12 protein-coding genes are annotated in these 14,343 nt (G+C 39.2%); 6 read left to right on the plus strand and 6 right to left on the minus strand.

Going from position 1 to position 14,343, the window contains the following annotated elements:
* Positions 1-27 precede the first annotated feature (27 nt).
* The 5 genes from PTI45_RS23355 to PTI45_RS23375 all read left to right on the plus strand — a co-directional run bounded on the left by PTI45_RS23355 (position 28) and on the right by PTI45_RS23375 (position 6,043).
* On the plus strand, positions 28-1,230 hold the full coding sequence (locus tag PTI45_RS23355; protein ID WP_083243704.1) for a PstS family phosphate ABC transporter substrate-binding protein: 1,203 nt from the start codon (positions 28-30) through the stop codon (positions 1,228-1,230).
* A 134-nt stretch (positions 1,231-1,364) separates the two neighbouring features.
* Complete coding sequence (locus tag PTI45_RS23360) at positions 1,365-2,348, plus strand: ABC transporter substrate-binding protein (RefSeq protein ID WP_069329992.1); 984 nt, start codon at positions 1,365-1,367, stop codon at positions 2,346-2,348.
* 195 nt (positions 2,349-2,543) lie between these two features.
* Positions 2,544-3,890: an amino acid permease gene (locus tag PTI45_RS23365; protein WP_069329993.1), complete on the plus strand. Its 1,347-nt coding sequence runs from the start codon at positions 2,544-2,546 to the stop codon at positions 3,888-3,890.
* Between the two features lie 71 nt (positions 3,891-3,961).
* Positions 3,962-5,107, plus strand: a complete 1,146-nt coding sequence (locus PTI45_RS23370; protein WP_069329994.1) for a VanZ family protein — start codon at positions 3,962-3,964, stop codon at positions 5,105-5,107.
* A 177-nt stretch (positions 5,108-5,284) separates the two neighbouring features.
* Complete coding sequence (locus tag PTI45_RS23375) at positions 5,285-6,043, plus strand: YdcF family protein (protein WP_069329995.1); 759 nt, start codon at positions 5,285-5,287, stop codon at positions 6,041-6,043.
* 108 nt (positions 6,044-6,151) lie between these two features.
* On the opposite strand, the gene PTI45_RS23380 is transcribed toward PTI45_RS23375, so the two are convergent.
* The 3 genes from PTI45_RS23380 to PTI45_RS23390 all read right to left on the minus strand — a co-directional run bounded on the left by PTI45_RS23380 (position 6,152) and on the right by PTI45_RS23390 (position 8,825).
* Positions 6,152-6,799 carry a nitroreductase family protein gene (locus PTI45_RS23380; RefSeq protein ID WP_069329996.1) on the minus strand — a complete coding sequence of 216 codons (648 nt, stop codon included), beginning with the start codon at positions 6,797-6,799 and terminating at the stop codon, positions 6,152-6,154.
* A 44-nt stretch (positions 6,800-6,843) separates the two neighbouring features.
* Entirely contained in the window at positions 6,844-7,266 is a 423-nt protein-coding gene (locus tag PTI45_RS23385) for a MarR family winged helix-turn-helix transcriptional regulator (RefSeq protein WP_069329997.1), read from the minus strand.
* Positions 7,267-7,523: 257 nt separating this feature from the next.
* Positions 7,524-8,825, minus strand: a complete 1,302-nt coding sequence (locus PTI45_RS23390) for a hypothetical protein (protein WP_069329998.1) — start codon at positions 8,823-8,825, stop codon at positions 7,524-7,526.
* A 143-nt stretch (positions 8,826-8,968) separates the two neighbouring features.
* On the opposite strand from PTI45_RS23390, the gene PTI45_RS23395 reads away from it, so the two are divergent.
* On the plus strand, positions 8,969-9,877 hold the full coding sequence (locus tag PTI45_RS23395) for an FUSC family protein (RefSeq protein ID WP_069329999.1): 909 nt from the start codon (positions 8,969-8,971) through the stop codon (positions 9,875-9,877).
* A 70-nt stretch (positions 9,878-9,947) separates the two neighbouring features.
* Here PTI45_RS23395 and aspA read toward each other — a convergent pair whose 3' ends face one another.
* From aspA to PTI45_RS23410, 3 genes are all read right to left on the minus strand, one after another.
* The gene (gene aspA, locus PTI45_RS23400; protein WP_069330000.1) at positions 9,948-11,357 is read right to left on the minus strand and encodes an aspartate ammonia-lyase; all 1,410 of its coding nucleotides are present in this window, start codon (positions 11,355-11,357) and stop codon (positions 9,948-9,950) included.
* Between the two features lie 209 nt (positions 11,358-11,566).
* Complete coding sequence (locus PTI45_RS23405) at positions 11,567-12,862, minus strand: arsenic transporter (RefSeq protein ID WP_069330001.1); 1,296 nt, start codon at positions 12,860-12,862, stop codon at positions 11,567-11,569.
* Between the two features lie 36 nt (positions 12,863-12,898).
* A complete protein-coding gene (locus PTI45_RS23410) occupies positions 12,899-14,215 on the minus strand; it encodes an SMI1/KNR4 family protein (RefSeq protein ID WP_069330002.1) in 1,317 nt (438 codons plus the stop codon).
* Positions 14,216-14,343 lie beyond the last annotated feature (128 nt).

Consider the following 14,343-nt stretch of genomic DNA (forward strand, 5'->3'; position numbering starts at 1 on the left):
GCAAGCTACGTTAAAGGAGGATTTGTGTTGAAAGAAGACAAAGCAGATCATTTATTTGCAAGCTTTGGAGCGATTCTGGCGATTTTATTTTTAGCTTTTGTAGGATTGATTGTTGTTGCTTTATTCAGCAATTCACAGCCTTTTTATATTCCGTTTATTTTTGTCCTAGCAGGTGCGATGATCATTGCAGTGATTTTGAGCAATATTCAGTCGATTGCTCGTCATCGCTTTTTTCCATTAGCTATCAAAATCAGTCTTGGTTTATTTGTACTAACAGCTGTCGGTTATCATATTCATCGTGCGTATGATCAACATTTAATTGTGAGTGAACAGGATGTCAATGTCGATGATTATCGCCCTTTTGCTGATCATACTAAAGTGGTCACATTAGATAAACCTTCAACCTATACGCTATCTGCTCAGGATCAATTACCTGTATTAGATGGTGCAACTGCTCTGTATCCACTTTATTCTGCTTTTGTCAGAGCTGTCTATCCAGCTAACGATTATAAGCCTAATGATAAAAAAAGTAGTGTTCGAATGACAGGAACAGGTCAAGCGTACAAACAGTTAATTCATCATCGTGTAGATATGATCTTTGCCGCAGCTCCATCAAAAGAACAAGAAAAATTAGCTCAAGCTAAAGGATTACAATTAAATATGCAACCGATCGGACGCGAAGCTTTTGTATTTTTTGTACATAAAAATAATCCGGTACATAGCTTAACTTCTGCACAGATCAAGCAAATCTATACAGGTGAAATCACCAATTGGCAACAAGTTGGAGGCAATAATGATCCGATTCGTGCTTTTCAACGTCCTGAAGATAGTGGTAGTCAAGCGATGTTACGGCGCTGGATGGGTGATCAATCACCGATGACTCCAATTGTAGACGATGTAGCATCAGGTATGGGTGGAATTATGGAACAGACTGCTGATTATCGAAATTACAAAAATGCGATTGGATATTCTTTTCACTATTTTGCCACCCAAATGAATGCTAACGCTGATATCCGTCTGCTCGCTGTAGATGGCGTATACCCAGATGAAGCATCAATTCGTAATGAAAGTTATCCTATTATTACTCCTTTTTATGCGATTACAGCTTCGGATCGTACAGCAAAAGATTCAACGGATACAACGAATCCTAATATTCAACCTTTTTTAAATTGGATCTTGTCCGAGCAAGGTCAACAATTAGTAAGAAAAACAGGATATTTTCCGATCTAATCCTAGGTTGACGTTATATTTCTAAGAAAATGTTGCAAATCTCTTTATTTTTCGTTGTGATGGTATACATTTAAAGCTATACTAGCGATGAGGATGATAATCATTTTCAACAACTTGGTGGAGGGAATATACACATGAATCGTAAGCATACTTACTTGGCAACCCTTATTTTATTATTAAGCGTGGGACTTTTATTAAGTGCTTGTTCTTCAAGCACATCTACACCAGCACCTGCAACAAGTACTGAAAATACAGCAACCACAGAATCGATTCCTACAGAGCGTACATTAACCGATGCAGTAGGAAATGTAGTCAAAGTACCTGCAAATCCACAGCGTGTCTTGGCTTCATATTTGGAAGATCCTTTAGTGGCTTTGGGAGTAACACCTGTTGCACAATGGGCAATCGGTGAAGGAAATACACAAGGTTATTTGCAAAAACAATTAGCTAACGTTCCTCCTATCGATTCCACTCTTCCTTATGAAGCGGTACTGAATACTAATCCTGATCTGATCTTGATGGATAGCGCTGAAATGGTAGCTGGCGACAAATATGCTCAATACAATCAGATTGCACCGACTTATGTAGTTGGCAAAAAGCAAAATAACGATTGGCGAGAAGAATTGCTCACTATAGGTGATGTACTTGGCAAAAGCAATGAAGCCAAAAAAGTGTTAGTGGATTATGAAGCCAAAGCCAAAACAGCAAAAGACCAACTGCAACAACAGATTGGTAACGAATCAGCGGCTGCGTTATGGGTGACAGGCAAAAATATCTATGTGGTAAGTCGTAACTTATCCAGTGGAGATGTACTTTATAACGATCTGGGCTTAAAAGCTCCTGCGGTTGTAGAGGAAATTTCCAAATCAGGTGAAGCAAACTGGCAAGCCATTTCGTTAGAGAAATTAACTGATCTGGATGCTGATTATTTATTTTTGATTAACAGTACCGAACAATCCAAAGAAGAAATCACTAGCCCTGCGGTATGGCAAAATATTCCGGCAGTCAAAAAAGGTCATGTCTATGATTTCAGTGCAGATTCAAGCTGGTTGTACACCGGTGCGATCGCTAACGGTCAAATCATCGACGATGTACTGGCAAGTGTACTTCAAAAATAATAAAAAAGAGGAAGCAGAATTATTCTGTTTCCTCTTTTTTTGTCTATCTAGATAGAGTCAAATCGATGTTACTAGCTACCGAGTTAGCAACTGCATATTAAATTCATTTCTCATGCTTACATTCTGGTGTAATATAGATAGTCTGAACGAACGATATATATAGAGTGTGTGTATTTATGGAGGAGGATTGGAACGTTGAACGTCAAAGAAGAAGCATCATTACAGAAAAAATTACGTCCACGTCATATTACATTTATGGCTATGGGTGGCGTAATCGGAACAGGGATTTTTAAAGGGAGTTCTGAAACGATAGGGTTAGCAGGACCGGGCGTTATTTTCACCTATATTTTTGCAGGAATATTACTATTAGTGGTCATGGGTGCGATCGCAGAGATGGCTACTGTTTATCCTAATATGAATATGAAAGACTTTATTCGTCAGGCTTTTGGCGAACGATTATCTTTTATTGTAGGCTGGTTGTACTGCTTTATGTGGTTATCGGTCTGCGTAATCGAAGTCATTGCTGCGGGTAGCTTTCTTCAGTACTGGATGCCGGATGTCCCTCTATGGATACTTAGTCTAGCAAGTGCTGTATTTATTTTATTAATTAATACGATGAGTGTCGGCAATCTAGGTGAAGTCGAATTCTGGCTTGCTGGTATCAAAATAGGCATGATTATTGTATTTATCGCTCTAGGAGGTCTACTGTTATTCGGTATTATTCCTAGCGATCCTACACCTTACTTGAGCAATTTTACTGCTCATGGCGGATTTTTCCCTAATGGTTGGACAGCGATTATATCTGCTCTTCTGGTCGTCATGTTCTCGTATGGTGGATCTGAACTGATCGGACTTACGTTAACAGAAACAGAAAATGCTGATAAAATATTGCCTAAAGTGGTGAAAAGCTTTATTTTGCGTGTTGTTTTATTTTATACCTTACCGATTCTAATCATCTGTGGACTGATTCCATGGAATCAACTTAGTGATCAGACCAGTCCATTTGTACAAGTATTATCTTCGACAGGACTGCAAGGTGCAGCTCATATTATGAACTTTATTCTAATTACTGCTGTATTGTCTGCTGCGAACTCCGGAATCTATGGAGCAACTCGGATGTTACATTCACTAGCTACAAATAATGAAGCACCCAAAGCACTTGCCAAAACATCGTCTAAAGGAGTACCGATCAACAGTTTGATTTTATGTGCGGTTGTTCTTTTGGGTGGAGCCATGCTTGCTTATGTCGCTCAAGATCAAGTATTTGGTATTTTACTTGCTGTTCCTGGATTTGTGGTGTTGTTAGTCTGGATTAGTATCTGTCTTGCTCAGTTAAAATTAAGAAAAGTCTATCCGATTGAGCCAACATTCCGTATCTGGGGATATCCTTATATCACAGGAATCACTACTCTGTGTCTGGCAGTCATTGCGATATTGTTTGTATTTGATGCGAATAATCGAATCAGCATTGGTGCTTGCTTGATCTTCTTAGCTTTTCTGATTGTATGGTCTATCTTTAAGTTCCGCAAATCTGCTCACTAAACAGAATGGAATATGAACAAAAGATACATTAGACTAAAAATACAATTTACTTGCTGGCAGGTGTCCAACCAATGTATCAATCTTATCTATTCCCTATCGCCTATGCTTTTATTGCTTTTCCATTTGTAGCAGCTTTGTTCACTTTGCCTTTTCTAATCGTGCAGTATCGCAAGTATGGCTACATTCACAAAGTACGTGCGATCACGCTGTATTTGCTGTTACTGTATCTGATGAATGCCTTTTTTCTAGTGATTCTACCGTTACCTTCTTCTCGTCATAATCCAGCTTTAGCGAATGGTGATCTACAATTATTGCCATTGCAATTTGTATATGACTTTTTGAAAGAAACGTCGGTTTCCTTTAGGCATCCATCTACGTACTGGCATATGTTTGTCGAGAGAGCTTTTTTACAAGTGGTATTTAATATTTTACTGACAGTGCCGTTTGGAATGTTTTTACGCTATTATTTTAGAGTTCGCTGGCTAAGTGGATTGATATTATCGTTTATGTTATCGCTCTGGTTTGAGACGACCCAACTCACAGGAATCTATGGTATCTATGATCATGCTTACCGGATATTTGATATTGATGATCTACTTTGTAATACACTTGGTGGTATCCTTGGATTCTTGATTGCCGAATGGATTGCGAAGCGGCTCCCTCGTATTGAACATCTGGATCGCCATATTGATCGTGCCAGTAAACGTGTGTCTTATACGCGTCGTGCTGTGGCTTTTATGATTGACCTAGTTATCTGGTATTTATTGATGATTTTGCTTACTTTGAATGATATTCCTATTCCTTTCTGGATATCGAGTGGTATCTATTACATTCTGATTCCTTATTGGACGCATGGGATTACGGTAGGTAAATGGATTGTTCGTATCTATGTCACTAGCACACATCCTGATCACTCCAGAGTATCTTTGCTAGCTTTAACGATTCGTTATGGGTTATTGTATTGGGTATTTCTCGGGCTTAACAACATTTTGAGTGATCTGATCGTGTTGCCTGATATTCATACAGTCTGGCGTGCGTTATGTAGCTTATTATTATTTGTGATTGATATTAGCTTTTTGATGCATATATTAACTCGATTATTTCAAAAAGGTTCGGTTCTATGTTATGAAAAGCTCAGCCATACCAAGCATCATATTCAGTGGCCTGAGCTAGAACTCTCCACTTCTAATGAAGCCGATCAAAAGGTTGATGTATAAATCAATTAAAGACAGCCAAGCATACCCGATCTTTAGGATCAGTATACACTTGAGCTGTCTTTATTTATTACGCTTGTTTTATGATCGATATAACCGTGTTACAATACATCTAATGTTCTAAGTTGATTCCAATGGATTGTGTCTCTGTTGCGCAATAAAGAAGGCGGTTGATCGGTTTTGATTTACATTATCAAATTTTTGTATAGTTTTGTACTCCCTCCCGGACTTTTTATTGTTTTACTTTTTGGTATGACAATCTGGTTGTGGCGAAGTCAATTTAACGTAGCTATGGTTCTGTTAGCAATTACACTATTACTCTACATATCTTCGATTAGCATTGTTAGTAATCTACTGATTGGTAGTCTAGAACGTCAGTATCCACAACCTACGGTAGCTGAACTTCAAGGTGATGTTATTGTAGTGCTTGGTGCCGGAGCTTCTAAAGGTACACCTGATATTGATGGTACAGGTAATATGTATGGTTCGGCAGGTAACCGTCTGATCACAGCTGCACGTCTTCACCGAATTACAGGTTTGCCGATTTTATTTTCGGGTGGACAGGTCTTCTCAGATAGTGGAAATGAAGCTGATATTGCGAAACGCCAGCTTTTGGGCATGGGTGTAGAGGAAAGTAAGCTTATGGTTGAAAATCGCTCGCTTAATACAGCGCAGAATGCTAACAATACGGCTGTGATTTTAAAAGAAAAAGGATTATCTCATCCAATATTGGTCACCTCTGGATTTCATCTTCCACGCTCTGTCATGCAGTTCAAGCGTGTAGGCTTGACCGTTCAACCTTTCCCAACCGATTACTGGGTAAGTCAGCCTTCGTCGATGTATTTCAGCAAATTCTATCCATCAGCAAGCGCTATGTCCTCGACGGCTACAGCGATCAAAGAATATTTAGGTATGTTAGCGGTAAAAATCAAAAACTAACTATCTCTGATTCCAAAACAGCAAAAAACCTCCTAAACACGAATACTGTGCAAGGAGGTTTTTTTGCTGTTTTTGTTATTTATATGATCACATCTACGTTGTAGATGATTATTTCCACTCGGCTACTTTTTCTACAGGAAGACGACCTGAACCGTGACCTTCGCTGTCTGCTTTACCCATAGACAACAACATTACAGGTACATAACGATCTTTTTCCATACCAAATGCTTCAGCAATTTTAGTTTTGTCATATCCACCGATTGCATTCGTGTCATAACCATGAGCACGAGCAACCAACATCAATTGCATTGCTACAAGACCGCTATCGATCAATGCGATATCTTTACGTGCAGCATCAGAAATATTTTCATAATAAGCTTTAGCAAACGGAAGTTGTTGATCTCTTACGTCAGCAGGCATATGACCCGCTTCTACAGCAGCATTAAAGATTTCATCAGCATTTTCTTCATGACGAAGATCACCGAAAATAGCAACAACCGCAGCAGCTGTTTCTACTTGACGTTGGTTAAACATAGCAAGTGGCAACAATGTAGCTTTGGCTTCGTCACTTTCGATAACAAGGAAACGCCAAGGTTGTAAGTTGATTGAAGATGGTGCGCGTGTTGCTTCAGCCAAAATTTCAGTCATTTCTTCACGGCTGATTTTTACAGTTGGATCGTATTTTTTAATTGAACGACGCTCTAAAGCAATTTTGTTAAAATCATTTGTTTTTGTAATTTGGTTTACAGTATTCATTGGGAAAACTCCTTTAAATGTAAGTTGAAATATCAATTTAATCGTTACATCTCACTCATATTTTGATTGAGACGACGCAACATATCCAATAATTGCTCTTGTTCTTTCTCTTCAAAATTCTGTAGCATATCTCCAAGAAATTGTTCTTTTTCTTTGGTGTAGGCTAGAATTTTCTGCCGACCTTCTTCAGTCAATTGCACGAGTGTAAAACGATTGTCTTCAGGACTCATGCGACGTGTCACCATTCCCGATATTTCCAATTGCTTTAAATGTCGAGTGACAGCTGCACTATCAATACCCAGTGTTTTTTGCAAAGAAGTCTGACTGATCTCTTCCACTTGATAAAGCTGATGCAACAATTGTAGGCGCGACGCACTTATGCCAGCACAACGTTCAAATACGCTACTGATCTGACGATGCAGCCCTTGCAACTGGTTAAAAATATCTTCAGACGATGAATGAAGCACAGCGTCCCTCCTTGTCCAAAACCAACCCTTTTATCCAGAACTGCTAGTATATAGCATGTTCTCAATTCAATCACTTCTTATTAATTGACCCGTCAACTATTGAGTACTCAACTAATATAACACATTGTACATATGTTTGCAAATACCATTCTATAAATTAAATTGTGTGAAATGATACACGATATTATTTTAATGTGTATAGCAAAAACCGATGTAAGTTTAACACTCACATCGGTTACTTTCAATCTTTGATCCGATTAAGACTTTCCTTTAAGATCAGAAGCTTTCACTTTCAAAATCTTACCTGCCGATTCGGATACAGGCTTGGTGTCTGTTCCCAGTCCGAAATAGAAATCACCGTCTAGTTCTTCAAATGACTTCGCATACGTATCTTGATTGAATTGCAAGATTTGTGTCCATTTGGTTAGATTCTTTGTCATATAGACACGGTTGATATACGAACCGTCTGCTTGCTTTGTATACGTAAGCACATACGTTTTATTAGGACGTGTGATAATATCAGTAGGCAATGCATGGGTATCAGGGAATGTCACTGTACGTGCAGGGTCTGCAATATTTTTAGTGACGATTAACGCTTTAGGCGCTAATTGAGCGTCATTGTATACATCGCCTACAATATAAGCAAGTTGCTTTCTAAATACGACCGTTTTGCCCATTTTCATATAGGGTGTTTTGCCAGCTGTCTGTACATAGGTCATACCGGGCAACAAATTGGTGCCGGATACTTGTTGTTGTGTTACATTAAATTTTTTGTCAATCGCAAGAAGATGGGTCTGATCTCCCCAGATATTGTTATTAGGCATTAAGATAGCAGCTGCATATAATGTTCCTTTAAATTCAAAAAACTTATACGCTCTTGTGCCTAATCCTTTGATCTGGGCGAGTTCTTTCCAATTCTCTCCATTATCGTCTGAAATCAGTACTTTGGGTGCGGTATCTGTACCGATCGCCGCTAGCAATTTCCCATGATAATAAGCCATATCGTATACATGGATACCGTCTGGCAAATTACGATATTTGTTCCATTGACCGCCATCTAGCTTGTAGAAATTACCGAAGCTCCACTGTTCACTTTTGGAATCGTTACCCGGAATATAGAGTTTGCCTTTCAAAATTTTGAAGGTATCGATCTGTTCTTCACTTGTTGCATCTTCTGTGCTTTGTTTGCCTGTTTTTGGATCGGTGTATGTGACTTTTTCCGTTACAAATTGACTGGTTTGAGGATTATAATAGACAATAGGGATCGGCCCTGCATTAGGTGAAGGCTCAGCATTGCTACTATTGCCATGACCCAAATAAATTTTGCCATCAAATACTTGCATATCCCATACATTACGAGCATATGCAGGTGTAGAAAAAGGCTGACCCACTAGCTGTAATTTGGAAGTGACATCTGTACTCTGATCGGCTTTGCTACTGGCGGCACTTACCACTTGTGTAGTAGCAGGTAAAGATAATGGGCTTACACTCACCAGTATCCCAGCACAAGCTGTACAGATAAGAGAGAATTGTATTATTTTCTTTTTGGTAATCATCATTATATTCCTCCACTCAGTTAGTAAACTATATATTTTTAATCGTCCTTATTTAAGGGTATTAAAGCATAGGGTAACGAATATCGACCTCCTTACAGATATGTATCAGGATTCACTATTTTCTAGGAAGGAATCACAGAAATCTTATGAAATTTTTAGTAGGTATGCGTAATCTCAAAACAGCACTGGCTGTTTTTATTTGCATCATTATCTCACAACTTCTGCAATTAGAGTATCCTTTCTACGCAGTGATTGCAACTATCATTGCTATGGAAAATTCGGTAACCAACTCATATACCGTAGGCAAAAACCGAATGATGGGTACACTGGTGGGTGCGGCAATTGGCTTTGTTTTTGCATGGATCGATCCGCATAGTGCCGTCTATTCTGCAATTGGTATCGTGATTGTGATCTATATTTGTAATTTGCTCAAATGGAACAAATCGATCTCGATTGCTAGTATTGTTTTTCTAGCGATTATGCTGAATTTGCGCCCCGGGGAAAGCCCTTTTCTGTATGGTATGCACCGTGTCGCAGATACATTGATCGGGATTAGTGTCGCTGTACTGGTTAATTATCTCGTTTTCCCGCCAGATCATGAACGGTCGATGGAGCAGATGCGTAGTGTATTGCGTAAGCACCTCACCAAGCTCGCTCATGAATTGCTGTGTGAAGGTGGAACTATTCATATTAGTCCACTCAAAAAAGATATGGCTAATTTGGAAAAAGCATATGAGACCTATGCTTCTGAATTTCATCTCAAAAAGAATAAGCAACAAATGTTAGAGCATCTGGAGCAAGAAATTGATGTCTATCACAATACGTACTCTCATATGCGAATGATTCGTCTGCTCACCGATGAATTACCCACTCATCATCATTGGGATCTGCCCGAGCAACATCACAGTCATCTGATGGCTCAACTGCCACTGGATACCTCTTCTCAGCAGATTATTTACAATTACCATGTGAGTTGTATATTGCAAGAAATGAGTACATTGGGGTTATTGATTCCTTCTCATATTGCTCAACCCTTTTCCAGTTCTTCTACATAAATAAGCGATGCCTCTCTGTCTGTAGAGAAAAGGCATCGCTTATTTATTTTATACGACTATAATTATTCTATTATTCTTTGTGCAACAACTGTTCACCAGCAATACCCGGCTCTGTCATTTGATATGGATCTAGAATAATATTCAGTTCTTCTTCGGTCAGTACGTTATACAGCAAGCAAAGCTCACGTACAGGCTTACCTGTCTGAATCGCTTCACGAGCAATACGAGATACCACTTCATAACCTAGATGCGGATTGAGGGCTGTAATCATGCCTACACTGCGTTCTACATACTCACGGCAACGATCCACATTGGCTTGAATCCCATCAATACAATGAAGACGGAAAACGGTAAATCCTTGCTTCATAATTTCTAAAGACTGCAATAAATTATAGACCAATACCGGTTCCATAACATTCAATTCCAATTGCCCTGCTTCTGAAGCTAGACAGATTGTATGATCATTACCAATCACTTGAAAAGCAATCTGGTTAACGACTTCACACATTACTGGATTAACTTTACCCGGCATAATGGAAGAACCCGGTTGACGAGCAGGTAATACCAATTCGCCTAATCCTGCATAGGGGCCTGAAGCCATTAAGCGAATATCGTTCGCCACTTTAGACATATTCATCATACAGATTTTGAGAGCCGCGGATACTTCTGTATACGCATCGGTATTCTGAGTCGCATCGACGAGATGATCTGATGCAACCACAGGGAATCCACTAATATCAGCCAGTATTTCAGCTACTCGTACGATATAACGTGGATCTGCATTTAGCCCTGTTCCAACAGCGGTTGCGCCCATATTGATATGAAGCAAGTTTTCTTGGGTCGCTTCTACACGGCGAATATCCCGTCCCAATACACGAGCATAAGATTGAAATTCTTGACCCAAGCGAATCGGTACAGCATCTTGTAAATGAGTACGTCCCATTTTGATCACTGTATCGAACTCATCTGCTTTCACTTGAAAAGATTGCTGTAATTCGCGCATCGCTACCAGCAATTTCTCAATCATGGATAATGTAGCAATATGAATCGCTGTTGGAAAAGCATCATTGGTGGATTGCGCCATATTGACATGGTTATTCGGACTGATATCGACATAGCTTCCTTTGTCTTTTCCCATAATTTCCAGTGCACGGTTAGCAATAACTTCATTCGTATTCATATTAATTGAGGTACCTGCTCCGCCTTGAATCGGATCAACGATAAATTGATCTTGCCATTGTCCGGCAATAATCTCTTCAGCCGCTTGTACCATTGCTTCTCCTTTAGGAGCATATAGACGTGACAATTCCATATTTGCGATTGCTGCGCCTTTTTTGACGATCGCCATCGCACGAATCAATTCAGGATGTAGACGTTGTCCGGTAATAGGGAAATTCTCTACTGCACGCATCGTCTGAATACCATAGTATGCTTCATCGGGAACTTCTTTTGTACCCAAAAAGTCTTTTTCTATTCTCACGCTTCATTCCTCCGACTGTTTGCCTATTGTTAAAAATCTCATAGTTGTTCTACATTGACTATTATATGCTTCTGTTGTTATCTATGCCACCATATACAGCCTTTATTTTGTAAACGTTTACAATATTAATAATAATAAAACAGTACCGCTTCTTTGTGAGAAACAGTACTGTTGGAATCGTACGCTTAACCATGCATACAGATGAATGATTATACGACCAATAACCATAAATATAATCCAAGTAACGTAATAAATAATGTCGGAATGGTCAAAATAATTCCGATTTTAAAATAGGTTCCCCATGAGATTTTGATTCCTTTGGTTGCCAGAACATGTAACCATAATAAAGTAGCCAGAGAACCAATCGGCGTTATTTTAGGACCCAGATCGGAACCAATCACATTCGCATACACCAGTGCTTCACGAATCGGTTCTGATGTCACAGTTGCTTTGATAGCAAGTGCATTGATCAGAACGGTTGGTAAATTATTCATCACTGATGATATAATCGCTGCAATAAAGCCCATACCGATCGTAGCTGCAAACATACCTTGGTCGGCTATCTTCTGAATTAAGGTAGCTAACAGATCTGTTAAGCCTGCATTACGTAATCCATAGACTACGACATACATGCCGATAGAGAAAAAGACAATCGACCACGGAGCATTTCTAAGTACTTCTTTGACAGGAACAATTGGACTTTTGCGTGCCAGAATTAAGAAAATAATCACAATAACACCTGCAACAATCGATACCGGAATATTCAAAAATTCACTCACAAAGTAGCCAATTAATAATACAATCAGCACGATCCAGGATAAGCGAAACATCCGTACATCTTTAATAGCATCCATAGGTGGTTTTAAATGAGTACTTTCAAACGTACGAGGAATACTTTTGCGGAAATAAAGATACAATACACCGATACTGGCAATCAGTGCGAATAAATTAGGCACAATCATATGCCCTGCATATTGCATAAATGTAATCCCAAAATAATCAGCCGATACAATATTCACCAGATTACTCACTACCAGCGGTAATGATGTCGTATCTGCGATAAACCCGCCTGCAATAATAAAAGGAAACACTTTACGTTCATCCAGATTGAGTGCACGCACCATCGCCAAAACGATCGGTGTTAAGATCAGTGCTGCTCCATCATTAGCAAATAGTCCAGATACAATAGCGCCCAGAATACCTACATAGATAAACATCCGTACACCGTTACCACGGGAGATATGAGCGACATGCAGTGCTGCCCATTCAAATAACCCTACTCGATCCAAAATCAGCGAGATCAATATAATCCCAACAAAAGCCAGTGTAGCATTCCAGACGATCAGGGTAACATCCCAGACATCATGAAAACTCACCACACCCAATAGAAGCGCAAGTGCTGCACCTCCACAAGCAGACCAACCAATCGACAGATTCCGTGGTTGCCAGATCACGAATGTTAATGTGATCACAAAAATAAGACACGACAATATAACCAGAACCACGTAGTTAGCCTCCACTATAAATCATTCTTTATTTACTTATTGAACATTGTATTGATCCAATACTTTCAACGCTTCTGCGATAATTCTTTTTTCTTTTTTAATTACAGCTTTGTTCATAGCCTGTTCTAATAATACACGCACACTTTCAACTTGTTCAACTCTGTGAAACGTTTGATCTAATTGTACCGATTTGCCCAGTGCTGAAATAGCGATCTGGCGCTGTGCATCATTGCCTTGTAACCACTCTATATAATCTTCACTCTGTGGATTCGAAACGGCAAAGAGCTGATCCCAACCATCGTATGGAAAAGTGACTCGATCTTTGATCCAGTGAATGACTTTGCGACTGTGAAAATTTTTGAGACCGGTATTCGCTTCATACCCATTTAATTTACGCTCTTTTTCCTTTTCTTTTTCTTCAATCTTTCTCCATATCCGTTCCAAACCTTCATCTTCTGGTAAACAAATCGCTGTCAGATAGGCAAGAATATATGAATTAATACGTTGATCTTCAGGTAAATCCCATAATTCGCGCACCCAATCCGCAGCATGATGTCGATTAATTAATCCGGTATATTCGATTAATCCGTCTTTGATAGACTGTATATGTTCGATCTGAATCCGTTCAAGCCATGCTTGTAATACTTCGTCTGGATGATAATGTGCAAAAGCTTGAACCGTATCATCTTCTATTCCATTTAATTCTGTATAACGAATCAATTGATTTAGATCCTGACTTGCGTCTTCTAACGTAAAATGCAGATAATCATGAATCCATTGTTGCCACTGCTTGGCAGGCTTACTATACAAATTCAATCCACAATTATCGATAAACGGCTGGTACTGCCATTCTTCTGCACCGATACAACTCAGTTCTGTGACTTTATTCAAAAAGTCAGTAAGCGAGACAGCTAGAATATGAAATTCGCCTGTCTCATGTGCCCAGTGAAATACCATTGGACGCTGAGGATTACTATACAGATCCAATACCAGCTCATCGCCATTACCTGCATGGTAAAAGCATAAGTAACGCTTCTGATCAATCTGTTCATCGTCTCCAAAGTCGGAAAAATCTATACTTTCTATATCCCAACCCGTATCTCCAGATAACTCAAAAGGAGCCGTTTGAGCATATGAAATATTCCAGTAGACCATGACTCTTTTGCCACCATCTTGCAACAGACTTCTTAACTCTTCTGGCAATGTAATCTTTAATTGATGCTCAATATTAGCAATTTCTTGATCTGTAGCTGGTTCCTCCCAGAGCAGTGCAGTGTCTGCTCCTTTTAGCTCCAATTGGTGCAATAATTGCTTCCATTGTTGGTGCCATTCGACTAGATTCTGTTGCAGCATTCCTATATCATCCTTTCTACAGACCCAAATATGTCCTCGTATAACAATGAATATACATAACTTGTAACATATACAGCTTCCTCTTAGTACCCATTTTAATATAGGCTTAACGCAAACAAAAGATCGCA

The sequence above is a fragment of the Paenibacillus nuruki genome (genome assembly GCF_001721045.1).
GTDB classification, from domain to species: Bacteria; Bacillota; Bacilli; order Paenibacillales; family Paenibacillaceae; genus Saccharibacillus; species Saccharibacillus nuruki.

Coding starts and splice junctions, on each gene's coding strand:
- PTI45_RS23360 (WP_069329992.1), top strand. CDS start 1,365: ATGAATCGTAAGCATACTTACTTGGCAACCCTTATTTTATTATTAAGC.
- PTI45_RS23370 (WP_069329994.1), top strand. CDS start 3,962: ATGTATCAATCTTATCTATTCCCTATCGCCTATGCTTTTATTGCTTTT.
- PTI45_RS23380 (WP_069329996.1), bottom strand. CDS start 6,799: ATGAATACTGTAAACCAAATTACAAAAACAAATGATTTTAACAAAATT.
- PTI45_RS23390 (WP_069329998.1), bottom strand. CDS start 8,825: ATGATGATTACCAAAAAGAAAATAATACAATTCTCTCTTATCTGTACA.
- PTI45_RS23395 (WP_069329999.1), top strand. CDS start 8,969: ATGAAATTTTTAGTAGGTATGCGTAATCTCAAAACAGCACTGGCTGTT.
- PTI45_RS23410 (WP_069330002.1), bottom strand. CDS start 14,215: ATGCTGCAACAGAATCTAGTCGAATGGCACCAACAATGGAAGCAATTA.